This window comes from Mannheimia granulomatis, from assembly GCF_011455695.1.
Taxonomy (GTDB): Bacteria; Pseudomonadota; Gammaproteobacteria; order Enterobacterales; family Pasteurellaceae; genus Mannheimia; species Mannheimia granulomatis_A.
In genome coordinates, this window is the sequence record NZ_CP015030.1 from 2,180,431 (window position 1) to 2,204,443 (window position 24,013).

Here is a 24,013-nt window from a genome sequence, read left to right on the forward strand (position 1 = left end):
TCTTCCTTACTCTTCATGAATACCATGTTTTGCACGTTGAAGTACTAATTGTGCACGATCGATAATTGGTGCATCGATCATTTTGCCGTTCAGTGATACCACACCTAAGCCTTTACGTTTTGCTTCTTCTGCCGCTTCAATAATACTCTGTGCCTGTTCTACATCTTTCTGTGTTGGTGCAAATAAATTATGTAGTAGCTCAATTTGGCGAGGATTTACTAATGATTTACCGTCAAATCCTAATTGTTTGATAAGCGCAGCTTCATTGAGAAAACCTTCTTCATTATTGACATTTGAGTAAACCGTATCGAAAGCTTGAATACCGGCTGCTCGAGCTGCTTGCAAGATTGAGCAGCGAGCAAATAATAATTCAATACCGTCTGCAGAGCGCTCTGTTTTTAAATTACGCACATAGTCTTCAGCCCCAAGTGCGATACCGATTAAGCGATTTGAGGCTGTCGCAATTTGATTGGCTTGGGTAATGCCTAGTGGTGATTCTATTGCTGCTAACATTAAGGTTGATCCTAATTCTCGTCCACAAGCTTTTTCAATTTCAGTGATTGCATTATCCATATCAATCACGTCTTGAGCAGTTTCTGTTTTCGGCATACGTACCACATCAACACCGGCACGTACTACGGCATTTAAGTCTTTTAAGCCAAATTCGGAATCTAATGGATTTACGCGAACTACGGTTTCCATGTCTTGATAAAGTGGGTGTTGTAACGCATGTGCAACCAAGATACGGGAAGAATCTTTTTCCTGTAATGCTACGGCATCTTCTAGGTCAAACATAATGGCATCTGGTTTATAAATAAATGTATTGCTGAGCATTGCCGCATTTGAGCCTGGGACAAAAAGCATACTTCTTCTTAATTTTATTTTCTGGCTCATAGTACTTTCTCCCAGTCAATTTCTTCTTCTGTTGCCCGTAAAAGTGCGGCTTTTAAACGAGCGCGAAGTACACAATCTAATGCCCCTCTGTCTTCTACAATCACCTGGGCGGCTTTCACTTCAAAAGTGGTTAATACATCTTGAATTGTTGCTAAAATATCTTCACCAAATTGTTTGCCTACTGAGCTATTTAACTCAATATCTAATGATGTTGCAGGAGTGATGCGAACCTGAACATCACTTGATTCTAGCGTACCTGCAACAGCAACTTTAATTATTTGCATAATACATTCCTTAATAATTAGGTTTAAATCATAATCTGGTTGATGAGATTACAAACTCTCGTCGTAATATACCTCACCCATCATTAGTGGGCGTGCTGTACGAACTAATGCAGAACGAGTGAATTTATAACTGTCATTGGTTTTTTCACACATCATATCTACACTGATAAAGCCTGATGGATGCTCAATCGTTACCACAGAACCAGTGTCCTTATAAAGTGGGTGAGCAACTGTACCTTCAATATTACAAGCGGCGGATACACAAATTGAGCCTGTGACAGCATGGCTTGCATGGCATTTATCTGGTACAAAATAACGTGAAGTAATATTACCTTTACCGGTAGGGGGTGAAAGTATACCTATTTTAGGAATCACTTTTTGCGAGACGTCTCCTAAACCCATTAATTCGCCCGCTTTACGGCGAATTGGCTCAATAATATCAAAGAGGGCCCTATTTGCATCAAGTTCTGCTTTGGATTCTTTTCCGGTTAAGCCGAGATCTTTAGCACTAAACAATACCATTGGCATTGCGACATCAATACAAGTTACATTGTAGCCATTAATCTCGTCTTGTTTATTGCCGGTTGGGAAAACTTTACCTGTTTTTGCCCCTTCAATTTGACTGAAGTTTAGATTGACAGGCGATCCAGTGCCCGGCACACCGGACACTTCTGCTGTACCATCATATTTAAGTTGGCAGTTTGGGCTTTCTGCCGATACTTCAATAATACTGTTGGTATTGACGTTGTTTACCACCACCGAAGTTACGCCATCTTGTAGTTCAATTAAACCTTTTTCACTTGCGAAACAAATAATGCCAGAAAGGATATTTCCGCAAGACGGGGCTGTATCAACAACTTTTTGATCAATACCAATTTGGGCGAAAAGGTAATCTAAATCGACCCCTTCTTTTTCAGATTTTGAGATAATAGCTACTTTGCTGGTTACGCTTGTTGCTCCTCCTAAACCGTTGATTTGGGTTGCATCACCTGAACCCATAATGGTCATTAAAAACTTATCACGCTCTGCTACACTAGTTGGTAAATCGTCTTTTAAAAAATACAAGCCTTTAGATGTGCCTCCGCGGATAATCATACAAGGAACTTTTTTCATATAGTTTCTCCAATTACAAAATCTTTTATAAAAAGCGGGAACAGATCCGCCAAGTTCATTTAAACTTTTCACAGAAGTAATTGGAGATCAGCCAATTACACCCATACTATGAAGCATTGACCACCAACCGAAACCAATTGTGCAGTGAATAATTAAAGTGACAACGGCACATATACCACCTACAATCCAGAAGGATTTTAGGTCATGGTAACCAATGCCATAAATTACCGCAGCAGGACCTGAGCCATAATGTGTTACCATGCTACCGTAGCTATTTGAAAATAATAAACCGAGTGAAAGTAGTACCGGATCAGCCCCAACAGCTACACCTACAGCAGAGAATACCGGAACCATTGCTGCTACATAAGCACCACCTGAAGCAAATAAATAACGTACTGCTACACTTAAGGCTAATATTAATACTGTAGCGAAGGTTGTATTCATCTCTGCCCCAGAGAACATATTTCCCATCGCTGCCGATAACCAATCAAAGAATTTCGCTTTATCTAATACGCCCGCTAAACCAAGTAGTGCTCCATACCAAGTAAAGGTTGTCCAACCACCTTTGTTTTTAAGCATATCATCCCAAGTAAGTACCGACGTTGCTAAGATTAATGCCATTGCACAAATTGCAACTGTTGAAGCACTCACTCCTAATACATCAGAAAAAACCCAACCGATAATGGCAGCAACAAATAAACCAGCAAGAATCTTTTCTTTGGTTTTCATCGGCCCCATTTCTTCTAAGCCTTTCTTAGCAATTTCTTTGTTATTTACTTCCGTAATCTCTGGTTTATAGAGAATATAAGCGACAAAAGGCATTAAGATAAGAGAAACAATACCTGGCACACAAGCTGCCAAAAACCATTGTGTCCAGTCGTAATTAATGCCCATAATTGGACGCATTAACTCCAGGGCAACAGCATTTGGTGCCATAGCAGTAAAGAACATATAACCTGTAGTTTTAACGACCATATAAGTATTTAACAATAAGTAGTGCCCAGCCTTACGTGAAGTCTCTCCTGGTTCTGACCCTAATGAGCGTGCTGTAGCTTCCATGATGGGTGCCATAATGCCGCCACCACGTGCTGTTGTTGAAGGCATTGCTGGTGAGATCAATAAGTCTAAAACAGCATTGATGTAACCGATTCGTAAAGTTGATTTACCGAAAGCGCCGATCATTTTATAAGCAATGCGTTTACCTAAACCAGTGCCTACAAATGCTGCGCTCATTGCAAATGCAGCAAAGATAAGCCATGTAGTACCGGATTTGTAGCCATCTAATACAGCTCCTTGTTTTAAGGCAATTTTAGTACCATCTGCTAAAACTTCTGCTGGTGTATTTCCAATGATTATCGCTGCAATTGCGATTGCCGATAATAAGATGACTGGGGCTTGATAGACTTTTAAAATAAGGGCAAGAATTGTCCCAATGTAAACTCCTAGTAGGTGCCAACCAATAGTAGACATACCTTCTGGGGTTGCAAAGAGATAAGTTGCGACTGGACAAGCGAGCACTATTGCAAGATATAAGAGTTTTTTAGAGTTCATATTGTAAACCTCAATAACAATTAAAAATTCAACTAGTCATATATAACTAATTAAATTGAGGTAGACAATTAAGAAATACCAAAATATTGAACTAGATCATAAAAATGAAATTAAAATATTTTATTGTTTACTTTTTGTTCTGCTGTGTAATTGGTAATTCAAAAAGAAAGGCAGGTTTAATTTGAACCTGCCTTTTTATTATCGGATATATTGATGGGGATGTTCCAGATAACGGCTAAAAAATTAGTTAAAGAGAGTTCAAGCTAGTTATCAAAGATAGCCTCTATTTGTTTATTAGGTAATGATAGTTTCATAATAAAAATCTTTTGCAAGACCATAAGACTCTCTATATTCAATGATATTGCTATCTAATCCTTTTGCTGTACGGCACACTTTAACCACATGTTGAGGTTTCCCTTCCGTTAAGTAAGGATCGCAAAAATCAGTTAAGATGCTCATCTGTTCTTTTGCTGAGACAACTAACTGTCCACATTTTTTGAAATAAAAAGGGTAGAGTAAATTTTCAAATTGATCTAAAGGGAGCTCAAGTAGTGCCCCAAACCTGTTCGGCGATAACCAGATCTTATCGCTAACAATCACTTTCCCATCTACCGATCGAGTACGCTCTAAATAAAGTAAAGGTTGATCTAATGGAATGTTGAGTAATTGATTGATTTCTGTTTCAGGATTAACTAACTTCACTGTTCTTACTTTTCCAACAGGTGTTTCTGGTTTACCCACTTTCGCATTACGCAAATAAAAACGTACAATGGAAGATTCCACAAAAGCAGGGTGTTTTAAAAAAGTACCTTTGCCTTGATGCTTAATTAAGACACCTTCCTCTACAAGGCATTCTACTGCTTTACGAATAGTTCCAATTGAAGCTTCATAATTTGTAGATAATTCTTGCTCACTAGGAATCGCTTTATCAAATCCCCAATTATTCTCCGAAAGAAATTTTTGCAATTCGTATTTAATTTGCAAATAACGTGGCATTTTTGTTAACGCTACAAATTTTTGATCATAGTTAAACATTCATTATTTTCCTTTTTAAACCCATTGACGTCCTTCTAAAAAGGGACTAGGGTATTTAACATGTAGTCATCTATATGTTTTAAAGATGTTAATTTTTTAATTCTATAACGGAGTGAAGGCCATGTCTAATTTATTAGCAGATTATCAAATTCACGTCGAAGAACGTGCAGCATTAGGTATTTTGCCAAAAGCCTTAGATGTAACGCAAACCTCAAACTTAATTGCCTTATTACAAAATCCTCCTCAAGGTAAAGAAGCAGAGCTTATCGCTTTATTTGAGAACCGTGTTCCTGCTGGTGTGGATGAAGCTGCAAAAATAAAAGCAGAATTTCTGGAAAGCCTAGCAAAAGGTGAAATATTTTGTACGTTAATTTCGGCAGAACGGGCTACCGAACTATTAGGAACAATGGGAGGGGGCTATAATGTAAAACCTTTAGTTGATTTGCTAAAAAATAAGAAAATTGCACCGCTTGCGGTAGCGGCACTCAGTAAAACTTTATTAGTATTTGATAGTTTTAACGATGTTGCTATGTTAGCTAAGGAAGGTAATATTTTTGCAAGGCAAGTCCTCCTATCTTGGGCAGAGGCAGAATGGTTTACATCACGTCCGAAATTAGCGGAAAAAGTTACCTTAACGGTCTTTAAAGTCGTTGGTGAAACCAATACTGATGACTTATCTCCGGCACAAGATGCTTGGTGCCGTTCAGATATTCCACTCCATGCTAACGCTATGCTGAAAATGCCACGTGAGGGTATTGAACCGGATGAGGTAGGTGTCCGTGGTCCACTTAAACAGCTTGCTGCATTAAAAGAAAAAGGTTTTCCGCTTGTTTATGTGGGTGATGTTGTTGGAACAGGCTCATCACGCAAATCCGCTACGAACTCAGTGTTATGGCATATAGGGATAGATATTCCATTCTTACCAAACAAACGCACAGGCGGTTTTGTTTTTGGTAGTAAAATTGCCCCGATTTTCTTTAATACCGCAGAAGATTCAGGTGCGCTACCAATTGAGTTAGACGTAACTTCGTTAAATATGGGCGATGTGATCGATCTTTATCCTTTTGACGGAAAAATCTGTAAACACGACACTAATGAGGTGATCACCACTTTCCAATATAAAACTGCAGGCTTACTAGATGAAGTGCAAGCTGGCGGTCGTATTCCATTGATTATTGGTCGAAGCCTGACTGCGAAAGCCCGTGCAGAATTAGGACTTGGTGAAAGCGATGTTTTCGTTAAAGCTGCTCAAGTGGCAGATAGTGGTAAAGGCTATACCCTTGCCCAAAAAATGGTAGGTAAAGCCTGTGGTGTAAAAGGTGTTCGCCCGGGACAATATTGTGAACCTGCAATGACTTCTGTCGGCTCACAAGATACCACGGGGACAATGACTCGTGATGAATTGAAAGACTTGGCTTGCCTAAAATTCTCTGCGCCGTTAGTGATGCAATCCTTGTGTCATACCGCACCATACCCAAAACCAAGTGATGTAATTATCCACCAAACGCTGCCTGCATTCTTTACCGAACGTGGTGGTGTAGGCTTACGAGCTGGCGACGGCGTAATCCACTCTTGGCTAAACCGTATGCTATTACCATTTACCGTCGGTACCGGTGGCGACTCTCATACTCGTTTCCCAATTGGTATTTCATTCCCTGCCGGTTCCGGCTTAGTTGCCTTTGCGGCAGCAACGGGAATGATGCCGTTAGATATGCCAGAATCGGTATTAATACGTTTTAAAGGTACCTTACAACAAGGTATTACCTTGCGTGATTTAGTCCACGCTATTCCATATTATGCCATTAAAGCGGGCTTATTAACGGTTGAAAAAGCGAATAAGAAAAATATCTTCTCAGGGCGTATTTTAGAAATTGAAGGACTGGAAGATTTAACCGCTGAGCAAGCCTTTGAACTTGCCGATGCAACAGCAGAGCGCTCAGCGGCAGCTTGTACAATCAAACTTAATCAAGCCTCGATTGAAGAATATTTACGCTCAAATGTGGTGTTACTAAAAACGATGATCGCCGATGGTTATAGTGATGCACAAACCCTCAAAAATCGAGTAAAAGCCATGGAAGCCTGGTTGGCAAACCCTGAAATGTTAGAAGCCGATGTAGATGCTGAATATACCGCGATATTAGAAATCGATATGAATGATATCAAAGAGCCTATTCTTTGCGTGCCAAATGATCCGGATGATGTTCGTCTACTTTCTGAAGTACAAGGAGATAAAGTTGATGAAGTCTTTATCGGATCTTGTATGACAAATATCGGACACTTCCGTGCTGCAGGTAAACTTCTAAATAAAGTGGAGAGTGAACTAAATACTCGCTTATGGCTTGCGCCACCAACTAAAATGGATGCCCAAAAACTTGCTGAAGAAGGTTATTATAACATTTATGGTCGATCAGGCGCTCGTACTGAAATGCCAGGCTGCTCACTTTGTATGGGCAACCAAGCCCGTGTACGTTCAGGATGCACTGCTGTTTCTACCTCGACTCGTAACTTCCCAAACCGTTTAGGTCAAGGTGCACGTGTGTATCTGGCTTCCGCAGAATTAGCAGCTGTAGCTGCTATCTTAGGAAAATTACCAACACCTAAAGAATATCAAAGCTATGTAGCAGATTTGGATAATTATAAAGCAGAGATTTATAATTACTTAAACTTCGACAAAATCCCAAGTTATACCGTGCATGCAGATAAAGTGATTTTCAAAAGTGCGGTGTACAAATAATATGTTAAAAGCTCTCGAAAGAGAGCTTTTTGTTTAGATTTATCATAAGGACACACAATGGTTTTTGAACGTTTTCATCTCTCGCTTGTTGCGAAAAACAGCAAAAAAATTACAGCACTTTTAGCTTTCTTAACAGAAAATGAGCTCAAGTTTGATGAGCAAATTGAATGGTTTATTCTTGTTTATAATGATGATAGAAAATTGATTGCTTGTGCAGGTTTAGCAAAAAATATCATTAAATGTGTTGCGATTAGCAAAACTTGTCGTGGTGAGGGTATTGCACTGAAATTAATTACCGAAGTAGTAAACCTTGCTTATGAGCAGCAATACACAGAATTGTTTATTTTTACTAAACCCGAATACGAAGCTCTATTTCAACATTGCGGTTTCTATCCCATTTCTTCTGCTTATCCTTATGTGGTTTTACTGGAAAATAGTGCCACCCGATTACACAAGCAGTGCCAACAATGGCAGCAAAAAGGCGTGCAAGGAGAAAAGATTGGTTCGATTGTGCTGAATGCTAACCCTTTCACACTTGGACATCGTTATTTAATCGAACAAGCACTAGAACAATGTAATCATCTCCATCTTTTTGTGGTGGAAGAAAATGCTTCAGTTTTTTCTTATCAAGAACGGTTTAATTTAGTCAAACTTGGCATTCAAGATCTCGATCATATTACATTGCATAATAGTTCACCTTACATTATTTCACGCGCCACCTTCCCTGATTATTTTATTAAAGAAAGTTGTATTGTCGATGCAGCCTATTTAGAAATTGATTTACGTCTCTTCCGACAATATATTGCTCCGGCGTTAAATATTACTCATCGCTTTATTGGTACGGAGCCTCTCTGTGCAGTAACAGCGGAATATAATAAAAAGATGCACTATTGGCTACAACAGGCCGATATGGCTACACCCAAAATTGAGGTGGTTGAATTTGAACGTAAATATATTGAGACACAGCCTATTTCTGCCTCTCGTGTTCGTCAGTTATGGCAAACACAGGCATGGGATGAGCTTATCCATCTTGTGCCGGAGACGACATTGGTATTTTTGAAACAAAAATCCCCGTTTTAAGCAACGGGGATAAGGTAGAAATATTCAAGTAGTGTATAAATTAAACCACTTCGCTTAATTTAACTGGGCGGTTTTCTTCCAGTGATTTTTTCGAGGCAAGGGCGATTAAGACCGGTTGTAAGCCGTCGTTACCGTTTACGAGCGTTGGTTTGTCATTCACGACAGAATCCACGAAGCAGCTGATTTCATCGGCGAAGGATTGCATATAACGCTCTAAGAAGAAGTATTTCGGTTTTTCTGCAATCACACCGTTTTCGCCAGAGAATACTGCGGTTGAGCCGGTGTCGTTAGTGATGTGGATAGCCCCTTTTGAACCGAATACTTCGGCACGTTGGTCGTAGCCGTAAGCAGCTTTACGGCTGTTGTCGATCACTCCGATTGCACCATTTGCCAGTTTGAGGGTGATGACGGCGGTATCGATGTCGCCAGCCTTGCCGATTTCAGGATTGACTAACACAGTTCCCACGGCAAATACTTCTTCTACTTCACTGCCAGATAAGTAACGAATCATATCGAAATCGTGAATGGTCATATCGAAGAACATACCGCCGGAGACTTTGACATACTCAATTGGTGGTGCATCTGGGTCACGAGAGGTGACTCGAATAACGTGTGGTTCGCCGATGTCGCCGGCGGCAACACGGTCTTTAATCGCTTTGAAGTTGTGGTCAAAACGGCGGTTGAAGCCGACTTGGAATTTCACGCCCGCTTTTTCGACAGCAGCTAGCACTTCGTGAATTCTTGCCGGGTCTGCATCGACCGGTTTTTCACAGAAAACGTGTTTGCCTGCCTGTGCTGCTTCGATTGAGATTGGTGCGTGAGTGTTGGTTGATGAGCAGACTAACACCGCATCGATTTCCGGATCTTGCAGGATTTGTTTGTAGTCGTCATAAACGTGCGGAATGCCCATTGATTTTGCCCAAGTGGTTAGCTCGTCAGTAATGCGAACATCAGAAATTGCTTTGATTTCCGCACCTTTCACATATTTGCTGATACTTTCTGAATGCACACGACCAATACGACCTGCGCCGATAATGCCTACTTTTAACATCTTAAACTCCTGCGGTTTCACGGATATATTTTCTGCCTTTGAGGGCGTATTCAAATGGGTTAGCCAGTGCTGGGTCTTGTTCGGCTTCGACGACCATCCAGCCTTTGTAGTCGTGTTTTTCGAGAATCTCGAAAATCGGTTTGAAGTCGATCACGCCATCGCCCGGCACGGTGAAAGTGCCTTTTTTCACGCCTTCTAAGAAACTCAAATCGTTAGCTTTCACTTCGGCGACAACTTCGTCACGCACATCTTTTAAGTGAACGTGAATGATGCGGTCGATGTATTTCTCTAACACGCCAAGCATCGCTTTTTGGCAGCCTTCAGAGTAGTAAAGGTGACCTGAATCGAACAGCAGGTAAACATCATCATTTACTTCCGCCATATAGCGATCGACTTCTTCTGGGGTTTGAATGCCTGTGCCCATATGGTGGTGCAAGCAGACTTTCATCCCTTTTTCCGCTGCCAGTTTTGCCAGCTCGTTATAGCCTTCTGCCATACGTTTCCAGTCGGCATCATCAAAGACCGGTTTTTCTTTGAAGACGGATTTGGTCGTGCCTTGAATACTACGGCTTTGCTCTGAACAGCCGATCACTTTTGCGCCCATGGCGTGTAAGAAATCACGGTGTTTAATGAACTCGGCGATGGTTTCTTCGCGTTTGCCGTCCACAAAGAAGGTACTGAACCACGCGTTACAGATTTGAATGCCACGCACCGCTAATTTGCGTTTTAGCACTTCCACATCGCGCGGGTATTTGTTACCCACTTCGCAGCCGGTGTAGCCCGCCAATGCCATTTCGCTGACACATTGTTCAAAGGTGTTTTCTGCACCCAGTTCAGGCAAGTCATCGTTTGTCCAGCCGATAGGGGCGATACCTAATTGAATGTTTTCTGCTTTCATAGAGAAACCTCGTCTTGTTTAGAGATAAATAAATTGGTAACAAGCGGTAGATTTACTCGCTTCGCTCGCACTTCGTGCCATCGGCAAAAGCCGATGTTCAAACGCAAGCGTTTGTGTAAAAAAATTTGCAAATTTGACCGCTTGTTACCCCTCTCCCTGTCGATAGCCTCTAAACGAGGCTACCGACTGTCCCTCTCCTCAAGGGGAGAGGGTGGAGAAAGCCAAAGGCTTTCGGAGGGAGAGGGGCTATATAACTAGTATTTTCTTGCCTTCGCTAACTGCTCTTGCGATCTGGCTCTTGCCTGTTGAATGCGTTCGCTTTCCGACACTTCCGCCACACCCACGTGCCACCAACAGCCGTAGCCGTGTGCCATGGTTTTTGGTAGTACTTTAATGTCAATCAGAGTGGAGACTGTCTGTTTCTTCGCATCGGCAAGGGCTGCACGCAGCTCGGCTTCGTTTGTCACACGGTAAGTTTTGCAACCGTAGGCTTCGGCGTTTTTGGCGAAATCAATTGGCACTAAACCGCCGTTGAGCTGGTTGCTTTGGGTGTTGCGGAAACGGAATTCCGTACCGAAGCTGTCCATACCGTTGCCGATTTGCAGGTTGTTGATACAGCCGTTTGCCATATTGTCGAACAGCACCACGTTGATTTTTTTGCCTTCTTGGATAGAAGTGACTAATTCAGTGTGCGCCATTAAGTAAGAGCCATCGCCGAGTAGTGCGTACACCTCTTGCTCAGGGCGGGCGATTTTCACGCCCACTGCCGCACTCACTTCATAGCCCATACAGGAGTAGCCGTATTCAAGGTGGTAGGTCTCTTCGCCTTTGCTCAACCAAGTACGTTGTAAATCGCCCGGTAAGCTACCGGCGGCAGCGACGATAATGCCATCGTTTTCAATGGTTTCGTTCACAATGCCAAGCACTTGTGATTGTGTTAATTGTGAGCCGGTCAGCTTGATAAATTCGTTATGAACTGCTTTGTGATCTAAGTTATCGTTGATTTCAGGGATGAAATCCGGGCTATATTGGATTGCACGCAAGCGTTTGATTTCTTCCGCAAAGTCCGCTTTGGCGGTTGCAATTTCATTACCCCATTGTGCTTGATAGTTGCTTGGTAGCTTAGTAATCAACGCTTCAAGCGTTGCTTTGGCATCGGCAACAATTTGCACACCGTCTAATTTATAGGCATCGAAACGTGCTACGTTGATATTTAAGAACTGCACGTCCGGATGTTGGAATATCCATTTCGAAGAAGTGGTAAAGTCAGTGTAACGTGTGCCGATACCGATGACTAAATCCGCTTCTTTCGCTAAGCGGTTTGCCGCTAAACAGCCGGTTTCGCCAACACCGCCAACGTTCAATTCATAGTCGGAAACCACCGCACTTTTACCTGCTTGGGTTTCGGAAAACGGAATACCGAACTGTTTTGCAAATTTTTGCAGGATTTGACCCGCTTGTGAGTAACGCACGCCGCCACCGCAGACGATCAGCGGTTTTTTCTTGGCGGTAATCAGCTTCACAGCATCATTTAGCATCGCTTCAGTCGGTAGATTACGCTCTAAACGGTGAACGCGTTTTTGTAGGAAACTGTTCGGGAAGTCAAAACTCTCTGCTTGCACATCTTGTGGTAATGCGATGGTTACTGCACCGGTTTCTGCTGGATCGGTTAAAACACGGAACGCATTGATACACGCACTCATCAACTGTTCTGGGCGTTGTACACGATCCCAATATTTGCTGACGGCACGGAAGGCATCGTTAGTGCTGATGCTTAAATCGTAAGATTGCTCGATTTGCTGTAGCACAGGGTCAGGCTGGCGGGTTGCAAACACATCACCCGGTAATAAGAGAAGTGGAATGCGGTTGGCGGTTGCGGTTGCGGCGGCAGTTACCATATTCGCTGCACCCGGGCCGACAGACGAGGTACACGCGATGATTTTTTGGCGCAGGTTCTGTTTCGCAAAACCCATGGCTAAGTGTGCCATACCTTGCTCGTTTCTGCCTTGGTATAAGGTCAGCCCGCCGGCATTTTGTGCCAAGGCTTGCCCGATTCCTAACACGTTGCCGTGGCCAAAAATGGCCGCTACGCCGTGAACAAATTTGATCTCTTTACCATCAACTTCAATATATTGATTATCCAAAAACTGAACAAGAGCCTGTGCGACAGTTAATCGAGTAGTTTGCATAAAAACCTCTGCGTGATGAATAGTGGTGGTTTACAAGCGGTGTCTTTTCACTAAAAATTTTCAAATGAAAAATTTGTTTCATTTATGCCATAATCATAGTCGAAAAAAATTGGGTTAGCTATTGGATTTCTAAAAAATAGGGAAGTTTTGTGTAAATTTGCGAACTAAGTCACATAATTGAAAATTTCAATATAATTCAAATTGAAATGAATGTTTCATTTTGTATAATGAATGACGATTTTCAACAAATTCACTGCAAGGAGCGATTATGGCTACTGTAAATCATCAAGATCGTCCTCTTGATCTTATCTGTTTAGGGCGCGTTGCTGTCGATTTTTATGGGCAGCAAATCGGCTCTCGCTTAGAAGATATGAGCACATTCTCTAAATATCTCGGCGGCTCATCAGGCAACGTGGCATACGGCACCGCGGTGCAAGGCCTACGTTCGTCGATGTTGGCACGTGTGGGTGATGAACATATGGGGCGTTTTCTACGCGAAGAGCTGCAAAGTGTCGGAGTAGACACCAGTCACCTGATTACCGATAAAGAGCGTTTGACCGCACTGGTGATTTTAGGGATTAAAGATAAAGAGACTTTTCCGCTGGTTTTCTACCGTGATAACTGTGCGGATATAGCAATCACCAAAGACGATTTTAGCGAAGCCTATATCGCTTCCAGCCGTGCATTGGCTATCACCGGCACGCACTTATCCAACCCGAAAACCCGTGAAGCGGTGCTGACGGCGTTGCAATATGCGGGCAGAAATGAAGTAAAACGTGCGTTGGATATAGACTACCGTCCAGTGCTTTGGGGGCTGACTTCACTTGGCGATGGCGAAACCCGTTATATCGACAGTGTAGAAGTGACAAAATCTCTGCAAGAAGTGTTACACCATTTTGATCTGATTGTCGGTACGGAAGAAGAGTTCCACATAGCAGGTGGCTCAACGGACACCCTCACCGCATTGAAAAATGTGCGTAAAGTCTCAAATGCGGTGCTAGTGTGCAAACGTGGTGCATTGGGCTGTTCGGTATTTGAAGGTGAATTGCCGAACGATTTAGATGGTGGCTTGAATGTGTACGGCGTGCGTGTTGAAGTTCTAAACGTACTAGGCGCAGGCGATGCGTTTATGTCAGGTTTACTGCGTGGCTACTTAAATAATGAAGGTTGGGAACAAGCCTGCCGTTATGCGAATGCCTGCGGTGCGTTGGTGGTTTCTCGCCACGGCTGTTCGCCAGCGATGCCGACCAAACGTGAGTTAGACGACTACTTAACCCGTGCGGCAAGTGTGCCACGTCCGGATTTAGACGAACGTTTGAACCACTTACACCGTGTGACAACCCGCAAAAAATCGTGGGAAAATCTCTGCATTTTTGCGTTCGATCACCGTAAACAGCTGGTGGATATGGCAAATAAAGTCGGTGCAGACGTGGCACGTTTACCAAAGCTCAAACAGCTTCTGTTACAAGCGATGGAGCAGACCGCAGAGGCAGCAGGGCTTCCACAGAACCAAGCAGGGATTTTGGCGGATACGACTTTCGGTCAAGATGCACTGAATGAGATCACGGGTAAAAATTATTGGATTGCCCGCCCGATTGAAGAACCGGCTTCTCGTCCACTCGAATTGGAATACGGCGATTTAGGCACACAGCTTTCTGCTTTCCCCCGTGATCACGTCATTAAATGCTTAGCGTTCTACCACCCAACTGATGAAAGCGGTTTAAAAGCCCGCCAAGATCGCAAGTTAAAAGAGGTGTACCAAGCGTGCTGCCGTACAGGACACGAACTACTGTTAGAGATCATTCTGCCAGCCGATATGCCGCAAGACGAGCATTACTACAACGAAGCGATTACACATTTCTACCAACTCGGCATCAAACCGGAGTGGTGGAAATTACCGGGCGTGTCTACTGCACAATGGCAAGCAATTTCAGCCACCATTGATGCCAACGACCCAGACTGCCGTGGTATCGTGATTTTAGGTTTAGATGCACCGCTTGATGTGTTCAAAGATGTCTTTAGACAGGCAAAAGGCTGTGAAAAAGTTAAAGGCTTTGCGGTGGGTAGAACCATTTTCGGCACGCCGTCCGAACAGTGGCTTGCCGGTCAGTTAGACGATAATGCGCTCATCAGTGCCGTGTCTGAAAAATACCGCATTCTGATTGATTTGTGGCAACAACGTTAAGTGCTAACATTTCTCAACATGTTTGAAACCCCTTGCATACAAGGGGTTTTATTTTGCAAAAAATCAGAAAAAATTGACCGCTTGATGCCCGAATTTTCCAAAAATAGGGAATATCGGGCAAAAAGAGCTAATTGAAAAAGCTAAGCTGCAAAATAGCTTTTAAGTTTGAGCTAAGGCTAATCTTTTTAGATAGCCTTTTATCCCAAAAAGTGATCTGTTTGCAATTAGAAAAGAGTATAATGAAATAAAAATATCGACTATAGGAATATTGAAATGCATGAACCTACCCAACTTGCCCATTTTCAAGAAGAAATTCGTAAGCAATATGATGGACTCAGTAAGAGATTAAAACAAGTTGCTCAGTATGTATTAGATAACGGCAATAGTGTTGTTTTTGACACTGTTTCAACTATTGCTGATAGGGCAAATGTGCCACCCTCTACCTTAATACGTTTTGCCAATGCCTTTGGATTTAGCGGTTTTAATGAGATAAAGCAGCTTTTTCGTCAGGATATGATGGAAAATACATCTCGCTATGCTGAGCGAGTACAGTTGTTCCGACAAATTGAGCCAGATGAAAATTCTTCAGATGGTACATTAAATCATATTTTAGATGTTTTTGTACAAGGCAATATGCAAGCCTTACAGCAACTTACCAGTCAGGTGAGTTCAGAACAATTAGAACAAACAGTAGAAATTTTAAATAGTGCTAAGCGGATTTTTATTGTTGGATTAAAGCGTTCATTCAGCATTGCTAATTATCTCAATTATGCTTTACATCACTTAGATTATGATGTTTTTATGATTGATGGTTCCGGAGGGATGTTTGATGAACAGCTGGGGCGTATTCGAGAAGGTGATGCTGTTATTGCAATCAGCTTTTCTCCTTATGCTAATGAGACATTAAATGTTGTAAGTGCAACAGCAAGAACAGGAGTGAAGCATATTGCGATTACTGACAGCCAGCTCAGCCCATTGCTATCGTTTAGTGATGTGTCTTTTATTATCAAAGAGGCACAAGTTAGTGGTTTCCGCTCCCAATGTGCGACGATGACATTGGCACAGACTATTGCGGTGTCGCTAGCTTTGAAAAAAGCTTAAATAATAGACCTCTTAGAGGTCTATTATTGATGACAGAGATAGTCTATTTATAATAGGGCTTTAATTTCATCACGGTATTGTGCTGATTTTGTACCAAAAATAATTTGTTGCGTATCAGCGACTTTAACCACATCTACAGCTCCAAGTTTTTTCAACATTGATTTATTTAATAATCGGTTATTATGTAATACAACTCTTAAACGAGTTAAACATGCTTCTACCTGTTTAATATTTTCTTTGTTGCCGAGAGCTTCTAGAATTTTGTTAATATCAGTCATATATTCCCCTGTGGTATAAATTGTTGGAAATTTATTTAGGAATTTCTGTTTATGGATTGATTTAACCATTCCATATATTCTGCTGTCCCTTGTGCAACGGTTTTGAATGTATCTTTATAACCTGCAGCACGGAGATTGGTTAGATCTGCTTGGGTAAATGTTTGATAGCGAGATTTTAAATGTTCAGGGAATGGGATTGTTTCAATTTTTCCTCTGCCATGGTATTTAATAACTGCGTTGGCGACTTCTTCAAAAGATTCTGCTTTACCTGTTCCAAGGTTGAAAATACCCGATACATTATTTTCCCAAGCCCATAAGTTCACTTTTGCCACATCTTCAACGTAGACGAAATCACGTAGGAATTGCTCAGAGCCAGCGAATAATTTCGGATTTTCTCCTTTTAACATTTGGTTGTTTAGGTGGAATGCAACGCTTGCCATTGAGCCTTTATGTTGCTCTCGTGGGCCATATACATTGAAATATTTAAAACCACATACCGGAGAATAAGCTTCGGGTAAAACACGGCGTACATATTCATCAAATAAGAATTTCGAGTAGCCATAAGCATTTAATGGTCTTTCAAATTCACGTTTTTCGATAAAGTTATCGGAACGTCCGCCATAGGTTGCAGCACTTGATGCGTAGAAAAACGGAATTTGGCGATCTAAACAGAAATGTAATAAATCTTTTGAATATTCGTAGTTATTTTGCATTAGATATTTCCCATCCCATTCAGTAGTTGCTGAACAAGCACCTTGGTGGAAAATAGCATCAATGTAACTAAAGTTATCTCCTGCAATAATAGCAGCAATGAAATCTTCTTTATCGCAATAGTCTGCAATATCTAAATCGACTAAATTGATAAATTTTTCACCATTTTTTAGATTATCTACTACTAAAATGTCTTTACGACCAATTTTATTTAATGCTTTAATAATATTGCTGCCGATCATACCGGCACCACCGGTTACAATAATCATATTTTTTATCCTTTTTTAGTTAAATTGTGGTTATTATCGTTTTATCGTTTTGAATTTGCAAATGTTTAGGAAATTAGATTTCCTATATGAGATAAAAGAAAAGTTATGATAGATAAACTTTCTGTCCCAATTTAGCACTTTCAAATGCTGATTCAATAATTTTCAGTACCCATATTACCTCATCTAATTTCACTATCGACTCTGCATTATGGCTGATACAATCATATAAGTTATCAAGTAAATCTTGATAACTTGCTTTCGTATTGGGATAAGGCTGACGAACAACATCGCCATTTACTTCTGTATGCAAAATACCCCATTGTGTTTCTGCCTCTATATTCCAATTCCCTTTTGGAATAGTGCCATTTTTTAATAAATCTTCTTGGTTATCCGCATTTTGTTTCAGATAAGAGCCGAGTTTTCCATGTAAAACAAAGGTTGTGCTTGGTTCACGGGCATATTTACTGGCTTTTAGCACCATTTTAAAACCGTTAGCGTAGTAGAGCTGAATATCGAAATTATCATCCACCAATGCACCTTCGTGCTGATAGCGGATATCTGCATATACCGCTTGTGGTTTGCCGAATAAATAAAGTGTTTGGTCAATTAAATGCACGCCTAAGTCATAGACTAAGCCCGTCCCTTTATCTCCAGCCTCTTTCCAAGCTTTCGCATTTTTCTCTTTGGCATAGCGATCAAAACGAATTTCACAATCCACTAGCTCACCTAACAACCCCTGCTGCATAATCGCTTTTGCGGTGGCAATATGGCTATCCCAGCGGCGATTTTGGTATACATAAAGGACTTTGCCTTGTTTTTTTGCCAATTCGGCCAATTCGATAGCTTCTATTGAACTTGCTACCAGTGGCTTTTCTACTAAAACGTGCTTATCCGCTAAAAGTGCCTCTTTCACCATTGTATAATGGGTTTGATTCGGCGTGGTAATTACGACTAAATCAATTTCTGGGGTTAAAAGTGCGGAAAATTCTCGTACAGTTTCTACATTGGGTAGCCATTGTGCCGCATTATTACCGCTTCGTTCATACACCTTGCGTACATAAAAACGAGGATCTTGTTTGAAAAACGGAATGTGAAAAACACGGCTGGAATAACCTGCTCCAGAGATGGCAATATTGATAGGTTGCATAGAAAATCCTCATAAAATTTTTATGTTGTTTGCCTAAATAAACAAGCGGTCAGATTTTAGGAAAATTTTGCAAAAAATGGATTAAATGCGACCGCTTGTTTCACTAATAATAGGCTTTGCAAACAATATCTTTTTCTTCGCAAAATATGTCACTATGGTTTGCAAGACATTGCTTTTGTACATTTAATTTAGCTCTACCTCGGCTACTATGTTCACTACGATATTCCCGAGTAAATGGCTTTAGAGTACAAATGTGAACCGCTCTGGAATCAATTTGATCCGAGACTCCAATTATAATCGGCATAGGGATACCGGCTTGATCTGTTGGAGCAACCGGTACAACACAGCCACTTAATAGTATGCTTAAACTCATTAACCAATAACGCATATGTTTCTCCTTAATAAAATGAATAAAAAAGACAGTATATGATGGATTTTCCTAGGTTTGACTATACATATTAAGTGATGTTCGAAAAGTTTTAAGTGGTTCTACCTTTAGGATTCTGAAAGTTATTTAACCAACAATAAATCAGAACGGAACATCTCTATCGTCACAGTATGCTCTTAATATCTTGCCTAATTTCTTGGTATTTTTATTAAAATTGCGACATTTAGGGCATACCAAAAGATGTAACTGCAAACGCATGTGTTGTTGCAAACGAAGTTTCTCATCACATGACTGTGAAATAAGTTCTGTTGCTTGCCTGCATTTCATTTTGATTCCTCTCTAAACCAATTGCGAGATAAACACTCTTGTAAACGTAAACGGGCACGATAAAGTAATACATTTAAGTTAGAGAGAGAAATTTCGCATTCATGGCAAATTTCCGCACTACTCATCTCCAAATGTTCACGCATCATAAATACTCGTGCTTGCTGAGCGGGTAATTTATTTAAACAAATATCAAAAATTGCCCAAAATTCTTTTTGGTAAGTCGATTGAGCTATCCCACTCCATTCAGTCACTTCTTGATGTTCCAACCAATGATCGTGCTGATCGAAAAAGGCATTTGGTGATTCTTCTTCCTCACATAGAGAGCTGACTGGAATATGCCGTTTTCGTGTTTTGAGTAAATCCAAAATTTTGTTTTTTAAAATGGCAAAAATCCAAGTTTTAAGTGCAGCTTCTCGCCGAAAAGAGGCTGAATGTTTATAGGCATTGGTTAAGGCATCCTGTACAGCATCCTCGGCTAAATCTTTATCGGCTAGTTGTAGGGTGGCAAATTTAATCATTTGCTTTCTAATCTCTTCTATCTGTGTAGAAGATAGGCTCTTCATATATCTCCTTTAGGGAATTAAGATAACTTTCCCAATGAAAAATTACACTCATTTGTAAGAATTCTAGATCAGTTGAGTCCAAAATAATAACAGCAATTCATAAAAAAGGGATAGTTCGATGAAAAAATTAACAATTCAAGATGTGACACCTGAAACTATTTTCTACCAACGCCGTAAAATTATTACTGCGTTAGGTTTAGGTATTGCAGCTTCGGCATTGCCTAAAGTGGGTATGGCAGAAACACAAAGCCATTTGCAATCACTACAGTTTAAGCCAGATCCAAATAAAGGTCTTGAGCTCACACCGGAAAACAAAGTAATAGGCTATAACAATTTCTATGAATTTGGTGTTGATAAAAGTGCACCGGCAAAAAATGCGGCAAACTTTAAAACCGATCCTTGGACATTAGAAATTGGCGGTGAAGTTGAAAATCCGTTTAGTTTAAATCATCAACAATTGCTTAATACGTTTCCACTGGAAGAACGCATTTATCGCTTCCGTTGTGTTGAAGCGTGGTCGATGGTTGTGCCGTGGATCGGCTTTGAGTTGGCACGCTTAATTGAGATGGCAAAACCTACCAGTAAAGCCAAATATGTGGTCTTTCACACTTTATATGATCCTGCACAAATGCCGGGGCAAAAAAATCGTTTGCTAGGCGGAGGAATTAACTATCCTTACGTAGAAGCTTTACGTTTAGATGAAGCATTAAATTCACTGACACTGCTTTCCGTCGGTTTATACGGTAAAACCTTACCACCGCAAAACGGTGCACCGATTCGCTTGGTCGTGCCTTGGAAATACGGCTTTAAAAGTATTAAGTCGATTGTCAAAATCACCTTTGCCGAAAAACGCCCACTTACTACTTGGGAAAGTCTTGCTCCAAACGAATACGGTTTTTATGCTAACGTAAACCCGAATGTTGATCATCCACGCTGGTCGCAAGCATCTGAACGAGTGATTGGTGCAGGTGGTTTATTATCAGTCAAACGTCAACCAACATTAATGTTCAATGGCTACGAAAATGAAGTGGCAAATTTATACCGTGGCTTAGATTTAAAGGTGAACTACTAATGCTAACAGGATTACGCATACTTATTCATCTTAGCTGCTTATTGCCGCTTATTTGGGTAGCGCAGCTATTATATACGGGTAATGAAACCGTATTGGGTGCCGATCCGATTAAAGAACTGGAGCATTTTCTCGGTTATGGTGCGATCGTCATTTTTTGTGTCATGTTTTTACTTGGTATTGTCCTGCAATACTTAAAGAAAAATCAGTATCAAATTTTACGCCGCCCATTGGGATTATGGGCGTTTGTGTGGGCAGCGCTACACATCTCAAGCTATCTATTGCTAGAATTAAGCCTTGATGTCACGTTATTTTTTAGCGAGCTGGCCAGTCGCCCATATTTAATTTTAGGGGCTGCTGCTTTTTTCATTCTAAGCATAATGGCAGTGACTTCGTTGCCGATGTTAAAGCGAAAATTAGGAAAACGCTGGGGGACGATTCACCAGTGGGCTTATCCTGCATTAGTATTGGCGATGGTACATTATTATTGGTCGGTAAAAAGCGTAACATTCGATCCAATTATCATTGGAATTTTAGTGTTGTTTATCGTTGCTCATAAAATACAGGCTAAATTTGCAAAAAAATAGCGAAATTACACCGCTTGCAGTAGGCAAGCTACAAAAAATAATGGCATAAGTTTACTCACTTATGCTATTTTTTATATGCTTTAAGGTTTATTAAAAATCCTCAAAATATTGCTGAATCGTTTTGATATCTTTCGTTTGAGTTAAAGCCAGTTGCAATAACACACGGGCTTTTTGCGGATTTAACGTGCCGGAAGCAGCAAAGCCATATTTACTGTCATCAACCTCCGCATCACGAGTGGTATAGCCTGTTGGCACACGAGAAGAACGTACCACCGCAACGCCTTTTTTCGCCGCTTCCTCTAATAATGCAAGGTTTGCCGCATTCATATTGCCATTACCAACACCTGCCACCACAATGCCTTGATAGCCTGCATCTAACAAGGCTTTAAGTGGCTCGGTCGGCATATTGGCATAAGCATAAATAATGCCGACTTTTGGTAATTCACTTAATTCATTCGCATTAAATGGGGTATTAACGGTATGTTTGCTTTCTGGAGAGCGTTCATAGTCCACTTTACTATTGTGGACGTAACCTAAAGAACCAAAATTTGGCGAACTAAATGTTTGCACCGCAGTCGTGCTGGTTTTAGTCACATCTCTCGCTCCCAATACCACATCGTTCATTGCCACTAACACACCACGCCCGACAGATTTGGGATCTTTTGCCACTACAACTGAGTTATATAAATTCAATGGACCATCGGCACTCTTTTCTGTTGCCGGACGCATTGCTCCCACCAATACCACAGGCTTCTCACATTTCACCGTCATATCAAGAAAATAAGCGGTTTCTTCCATTGTGTCTGTACCGTGGGTAATGACAAAGCCATCTGTTGTTGCACATTGTTGATTAATCGCTTTAACCAGTTTTAACCATACGTTATCCGACATATCCTGTGAACCAATTTTCACAATTTGCTCACCTTTAATATTCGCTAATGCTTTCATCTCCGGCACAGCTTCAATTAAAGTTTCAATATTCAATTGCCCCGCTTGATAAGCACTACTATTTGCATTCTGCTGACTACCGGCAATAGTTCCGCCTGTCGCTAAAATAGTGATATTTGGTAATTCTGCCGCATTAGCTGTTACAAATAAGCCACCTAACATTGCTGCTAACGCTAATTTTTTGAATTTCATATAAGGCTCCTTAATTTAAAAAAACTAAAGAGATCATACCGATAAATCAGTGTAAATAATTTGATCTGGTACATAAAAGTGAAAAGTAATTGCAGGGTAGAAATAGGTTATATCGCTATTTATTATTTTGTATTTTTAGGATTAATTTTATATCCTTTAATATTTCTAAAGTCATGTTTTTCAAATCTTAATATACCTCCTGGAGATTTAGGCCAAAGAGCTTTTAATTCATTTGATACACCAATAATGTTAGTTCCCGAAGATAGCTTGGTTGCATCATAGACACATGCTCCAAACGCTTTTGGGTATTTTCTTTCTACACCAGCAGCATAAATAATGACTTGGCTTTTAGCTAATCCAACACCTATATTTATACCATCAATAGGCAAATTATATCGTGTATGTAAAATTTCATTCAAAATAACCCTTACTTCATTAATAATGATTTTGGCTGCATTATAAGAGTTATATATATTTTCATTACTAAACTTAAAAAAGCCTAAAACTCCGTCACCTAAATACTCTGTTACCGAGCCACCTTTTATATTAATTATTTTTTCAATTGCTGGTAGGAGTGCAGATGTTTCCAAAAAAATTCTCTTTAGAGGGTTTATGTCTCCTATTTGAGTTTTAGCGTGTTGTGTTGAATTTCTCATATCTGCAACAATTGCTAGGAACTCATCATTCTCACTTTTAATAGAGCTGACAAATCCATGGTTTGGTATTTGAGATGCTACGCTTTCTTCAGAATATATTGATTCATTGATACCATCCATCACATTAGCAGACAATGCTATTTCTTTTTCTAATTTTCGACCGCTTTCATTCCAAAATTTTTCAGCTATATCTAAAGCTTCTTTAATAATGTTTTCTATATCAATTTTTTGATTTTCCGTTAGCTTAGGCATTCAATACCCCCCAGTAAATCATTTCTGATATAACTAGAATAGCACACCATAATAAAATTAATCCGCTTGCTATTTTTACATACTTAATTTTATTAGACAGGATGTCTCTTACTTTTTTATAATCTCTCTCTAGGAATTTTCTATAATTTTCTTCATTAGTTTCTAAATTAATAAATTCAAATTTATTTTTAGGGTATAAACCATAGAGTAAAACAAAGATAGAGAAAATCCATGAAATTACTAATAAGATTGAGACAATTTTCCCTAGGCATGCTAAGGTTAAGTATGAGAACATTTTCTCAAAATGCTCTAATTGGCTTACTGGTAAGCAACAAAATACCAAAAAAAAGCTGATTTTATTATCCTGACTCTGAATCATTGGTTGCATATTTACAATTTGTTTCTCTAATACATCTATAATATTAAAATTTAAACTCATAAATTCTCCGATATAAAACTTATATTTGAAAGGCCATAAAAAAATCACCCGTCAAGGGCGGGTGATTTCATT

The 24,013-nt window shown here is 40.4% G+C and carries 23 protein-coding genes; 6 read left to right on the forward strand and 17 right to left on the reverse strand.

Going from position 1 to position 24,013, the window contains the following annotated elements; all coding sequences use genetic code 11:
* Positions 1 to 6 precede the first annotated feature (6 nt).
* From citE to A4G16_RS10510, 5 genes are all read right to left on the reverse strand, one after another.
* Positions 7 to 882, reverse strand: coding sequence for a citrate (pro-3S)-lyase subunit beta (citE, locus tag A4G16_RS10490; RefSeq protein WP_207951365.1), 876 nt, complete (start codon positions 880 to 882; stop codon positions 7 to 9).
* A gap of 8 nt (positions 883 to 890) precedes the next feature.
* Positions 891 to 1,178, reverse strand: a complete 288-nt coding sequence (citD, locus tag A4G16_RS10495) for a citrate lyase acyl carrier protein (protein ID WP_027073378.1) — start codon at positions 1,176 to 1,178, stop codon at positions 891 to 893.
* A gap of 48 nt (positions 1,179 to 1,226) precedes the next feature.
* Positions 1,227 to 2,291 carry a 4-oxalomesaconate tautomerase gene (locus A4G16_RS10500; RefSeq protein WP_165889802.1) on the reverse strand — a complete coding sequence of 355 codons (1,065 nt, stop codon included), beginning with the start codon at positions 2,289 to 2,291 and terminating at the stop codon, positions 1,227 to 1,229.
* An 87-nt stretch (positions 2,292 to 2,378) separates the two neighbouring features.
* On the reverse strand, positions 2,379 to 3,842 hold the full coding sequence (locus tag A4G16_RS10505) for an anion permease (protein ID WP_042801800.1): 1,464 nt from the start codon (positions 3,840 to 3,842) through the stop codon (positions 2,379 to 2,381).
* A gap of 294 nt (positions 3,843 to 4,136) precedes the next feature.
* Positions 4,137 to 4,877: a GntR family transcriptional regulator gene (locus tag A4G16_RS10510; protein ID WP_165889803.1), complete on the reverse strand. Its 741-nt coding sequence runs from the start codon at positions 4,875 to 4,877 to the stop codon at positions 4,137 to 4,139.
* A 121-nt stretch (positions 4,878 to 4,998) separates the two neighbouring features.
* Here A4G16_RS10510 and acnB point away from each other — a divergent pair, with 121 nt between their 5' ends.
* Together acnB and citC are read left to right on the forward strand one after the other, a co-directional pair.
* Positions 4,999 to 7,611 carry a bifunctional aconitate hydratase 2/2-methylisocitrate dehydratase gene (acnB, locus tag A4G16_RS10515; protein WP_165889804.1) on the forward strand — a complete coding sequence of 871 codons (2,613 nt, stop codon included), beginning with the start codon at positions 4,999 to 5,001 and terminating at the stop codon, positions 7,609 to 7,611.
* Between the two features lie 57 nt (positions 7,612 to 7,668).
* Entirely contained in the window at positions 7,669 to 8,691 is a 1,023-nt protein-coding gene (gene citC / locus A4G16_RS10520; protein WP_165889805.1) for a [citrate (pro-3S)-lyase] ligase, read from the forward strand.
* A 40-nt stretch (positions 8,692 to 8,731) separates the two neighbouring features.
* Here the strand turns inward: citC and iolG are convergent, their stop codons facing one another.
* The 3 genes from iolG to iolD form a co-directional block, all read right to left on the reverse strand.
* On the reverse strand, positions 8,732 to 9,742 hold the full coding sequence (iolG, locus tag A4G16_RS10525) for an inositol 2-dehydrogenase (protein ID WP_165889806.1): 1,011 nt from the start codon (positions 9,740 to 9,742) through the stop codon (positions 8,732 to 8,734).
* Position 9,743: 1 nt separating this feature from the next.
* Positions 9,744 to 10,640, reverse strand: a complete 897-nt coding sequence (iolE, locus tag A4G16_RS10530) for a myo-inosose-2 dehydratase (RefSeq protein ID WP_165889807.1) — start codon at positions 10,638 to 10,640, stop codon at positions 9,744 to 9,746.
* A 254-nt stretch (positions 10,641 to 10,894) separates the two neighbouring features.
* The gene (iolD, locus tag A4G16_RS10535) at positions 10,895 to 12,829 is read right to left on the reverse strand and encodes a 3D-(3,5/4)-trihydroxycyclohexane-1,2-dione acylhydrolase (decyclizing) (protein WP_165889808.1); all 1,935 of its coding nucleotides are present in this window, start codon (positions 12,827 to 12,829) and stop codon (positions 10,895 to 10,897) included.
* A 268-nt stretch (positions 12,830 to 13,097) separates the two neighbouring features.
* Here iolD and A4G16_RS10540 point away from each other — a divergent pair, with 268 nt between their 5' ends.
* Both A4G16_RS10540 and A4G16_RS10545 read left to right on the forward strand, forming a co-directional pair.
* Complete coding sequence (locus A4G16_RS10540; RefSeq protein WP_165889809.1) at positions 13,098 to 15,014, forward strand: bifunctional 5-dehydro-2-deoxygluconokinase/5-dehydro-2-deoxyphosphogluconate aldolase; 1,917 nt, start codon at positions 13,098 to 13,100, stop codon at positions 15,012 to 15,014.
* A 273-nt stretch (positions 15,015 to 15,287) separates the two neighbouring features.
* A complete protein-coding gene (locus A4G16_RS10545) occupies positions 15,288 to 16,115 on the forward strand; it encodes a MurR/RpiR family transcriptional regulator (RefSeq protein ID WP_165889810.1) in 828 nt (275 codons plus the stop codon).
* 47 nt (positions 16,116 to 16,162) lie between these two features.
* Here the strand turns inward: A4G16_RS10545 and A4G16_RS10550 are convergent, their stop codons facing one another.
* From A4G16_RS10550 to A4G16_RS10575, 6 genes are all read right to left on the reverse strand, one after another.
* Positions 16,163 to 16,393 (reverse strand): PTS transporter subunit EIIB, encoded by a 231-nt coding sequence (locus A4G16_RS10550; RefSeq protein WP_165889811.1) that lies wholly within the window; start codon positions 16,391 to 16,393, stop codon positions 16,163 to 16,165.
* 35 nt (positions 16,394 to 16,428) lie between these two features.
* Positions 16,429 to 17,373 (reverse strand): ADP-glyceromanno-heptose 6-epimerase, encoded by a 945-nt coding sequence (gene rfaD, locus A4G16_RS10555; protein ID WP_165889812.1) that lies wholly within the window; start codon positions 17,371 to 17,373, stop codon positions 16,429 to 16,431.
* A gap of 103 nt (positions 17,374 to 17,476) precedes the next feature.
* Positions 17,477 to 18,520 (reverse strand): Gfo/Idh/MocA family oxidoreductase, encoded by a 1,044-nt coding sequence (locus A4G16_RS10560; protein ID WP_165889813.1) that lies wholly within the window; start codon positions 18,518 to 18,520, stop codon positions 17,477 to 17,479.
* Positions 18,521 to 18,623: 103 nt separating this feature from the next.
* Positions 18,624 to 18,908, reverse strand: a complete 285-nt coding sequence (locus tag A4G16_RS10565; protein WP_165889814.1) for a hypothetical protein — start codon at positions 18,906 to 18,908, stop codon at positions 18,624 to 18,626.
* Between the two features lie 141 nt (positions 18,909 to 19,049).
* Positions 19,050 to 19,235: a zf-HC2 domain-containing protein gene (locus tag A4G16_RS11020; RefSeq protein WP_027073364.1), complete on the reverse strand. Its 186-nt coding sequence runs from the start codon at positions 19,233 to 19,235 to the stop codon at positions 19,050 to 19,052.
* Entirely contained in the window at positions 19,232 to 19,798 is a 567-nt protein-coding gene (locus A4G16_RS10575) for a sigma-70 family RNA polymerase sigma factor (RefSeq protein WP_165889815.1), read from the reverse strand. The genes A4G16_RS11020 and A4G16_RS10575 overlap by 4 nt, the downstream gene beginning before the upstream one ends.
* Before the next feature lie 118 nt (positions 19,799 to 19,916).
* Here A4G16_RS10575 and msrP point away from each other — a divergent pair, with 118 nt between their 5' ends.
* Together msrP and A4G16_RS10585 are read left to right on the forward strand one after the other, a co-directional pair.
* A complete protein-coding gene (gene msrP, locus A4G16_RS10580) occupies positions 19,917 to 20,870 on the forward strand; it encodes a protein-methionine-sulfoxide reductase catalytic subunit MsrP (RefSeq protein WP_165889816.1) in 954 nt (317 codons plus the stop codon).
* Positions 20,870 to 21,454: a protein-methionine-sulfoxide reductase heme-binding subunit MsrQ gene (locus A4G16_RS10585; protein ID WP_165889817.1), complete on the forward strand. Its 585-nt coding sequence runs from the start codon at positions 20,870 to 20,872 to the stop codon at positions 21,452 to 21,454. The genes msrP and A4G16_RS10585 overlap by 1 nt, the downstream gene beginning before the upstream one ends.
* 90 nt (positions 21,455 to 21,544) lie before the next feature.
* Here A4G16_RS10585 and ansB read toward each other — a convergent pair whose 3' ends face one another.
* The 3 genes from ansB to A4G16_RS10600 form a co-directional block, all read right to left on the reverse strand.
* On the reverse strand, positions 21,545 to 22,594 hold the full coding sequence (ansB, locus tag A4G16_RS10590; RefSeq protein WP_165889818.1) for an L-asparaginase 2: 1,050 nt from the start codon (positions 22,592 to 22,594) through the stop codon (positions 21,545 to 21,547).
* Between the two features lie 122 nt (positions 22,595 to 22,716).
* Positions 22,717 to 23,502 (reverse strand): adenylate/guanylate cyclase domain-containing protein, encoded by a 786-nt coding sequence (locus A4G16_RS10595; protein ID WP_165889819.1) that lies wholly within the window; start codon positions 23,500 to 23,502, stop codon positions 22,717 to 22,719.
* The gene (locus A4G16_RS10600) at positions 23,495 to 23,941 is read right to left on the reverse strand and encodes a hypothetical protein (protein ID WP_165889820.1); all 447 of its coding nucleotides are present in this window, start codon (positions 23,939 to 23,941) and stop codon (positions 23,495 to 23,497) included. Before A4G16_RS10600 ends, A4G16_RS10595 begins: the two co-directional genes overlap by 8 nt.
* Between the last annotated feature and the right edge of the window lie 72 nt (positions 23,942 to 24,013).

Coding starts and splice junctions, on each gene's coding strand:
- iolE (WP_165889807.1), bottom strand. CDS start 10,640: ATGAAAGCAGAAAACATTCAATTAGGTATCGCCCCTATCGGCTGGACA.
- A4G16_RS10595 (WP_165889819.1), bottom strand. CDS start 23,502: ATGCCTAAGCTAACGGAAAATCAAAAAATTGATATAGAAAACATTATT.
- A4G16_RS10510 (WP_165889803.1), bottom strand. CDS start 4,877: ATGTTTAACTATGATCAAAAATTTGTAGCGTTAACAAAAATGCCACGT.
- A4G16_RS10505 (WP_042801800.1), bottom strand. CDS start 3,842: ATGAACTCTAAAAAACTCTTATATCTTGCAATAGTGCTCGCTTGTCCA.
- A4G16_RS10545 (WP_165889810.1), top strand. CDS start 15,288: ATGCATGAACCTACCCAACTTGCCCATTTTCAAGAAGAAATTCGTAAG.
- A4G16_RS10585 (WP_165889817.1), top strand. CDS start 20,870: ATGCTAACAGGATTACGCATACTTATTCATCTTAGCTGCTTATTGCCG.
- iolD (WP_165889808.1), bottom strand. CDS start 12,829: ATGCAAACTACTCGATTAACTGTCGCACAGGCTCTTGTTCAGTTTTTG.
- A4G16_RS10560 (WP_165889813.1), bottom strand. CDS start 18,520: ATGCAACCTATCAATATTGCCATCTCTGGAGCAGGTTATTCCAGCCGT.
- msrP (WP_165889816.1), top strand. CDS start 19,917: ATGAAAAAATTAACAATTCAAGATGTGACACCTGAAACTATTTTCTAC.
- iolG (WP_165889806.1), bottom strand. CDS start 9,742: ATGTTAAAAGTAGGCATTATCGGCGCAGGTCGTATTGGTCGTGTGCAT.
- A4G16_RS10550 (WP_165889811.1), bottom strand. CDS start 16,393: ATGACTGATATTAACAAAATTCTAGAAGCTCTCGGCAACAAAGAAAAT.
- A4G16_RS10565 (WP_165889814.1), bottom strand. CDS start 18,908: ATGCGTTATTGGTTAATGAGTTTAAGCATACTATTAAGTGGCTGTGTT.
- acnB (WP_165889804.1), top strand. CDS start 4,999: ATGTCTAATTTATTAGCAGATTATCAAATTCACGTCGAAGAACGTGCA.
- citC (WP_165889805.1), top strand. CDS start 7,669: ATGGTTTTTGAACGTTTTCATCTCTCGCTTGTTGCGAAAAACAGCAAA.
- citD (WP_027073378.1), bottom strand. CDS start 1,178: ATGCAAATAATTAAAGTTGCTGTTGCAGGTACGCTAGAATCAAGTGAT.
- A4G16_RS10600 (WP_165889820.1), bottom strand. CDS start 23,941: ATGAGTTTAAATTTTAATATTATAGATGTATTAGAGAAACAAATTGTA.
- A4G16_RS11020 (WP_027073364.1), bottom strand. CDS start 19,235: ATGAAATGCAGGCAAGCAACAGAACTTATTTCACAGTCATGTGATGAG.
- rfaD (WP_165889812.1), bottom strand. CDS start 17,373: ATGATTATTGTAACCGGTGGTGCCGGTATGATCGGCAGCAATATTATT.
- A4G16_RS10575 (WP_165889815.1), bottom strand. CDS start 19,798: ATGAAGAGCCTATCTTCTACACAGATAGAAGAGATTAGAAAGCAAATG.
- ansB (WP_165889818.1), bottom strand. CDS start 22,594: ATGAAATTCAAAAAATTAGCGTTAGCAGCAATGTTAGGTGGCTTATTT.
- A4G16_RS10540 (WP_165889809.1), top strand. CDS start 13,098: ATGGCTACTGTAAATCATCAAGATCGTCCTCTTGATCTTATCTGTTTA.
- A4G16_RS10500 (WP_165889802.1), bottom strand. CDS start 2,291: ATGAAAAAAGTTCCTTGTATGATTATCCGCGGAGGCACATCTAAAGGC.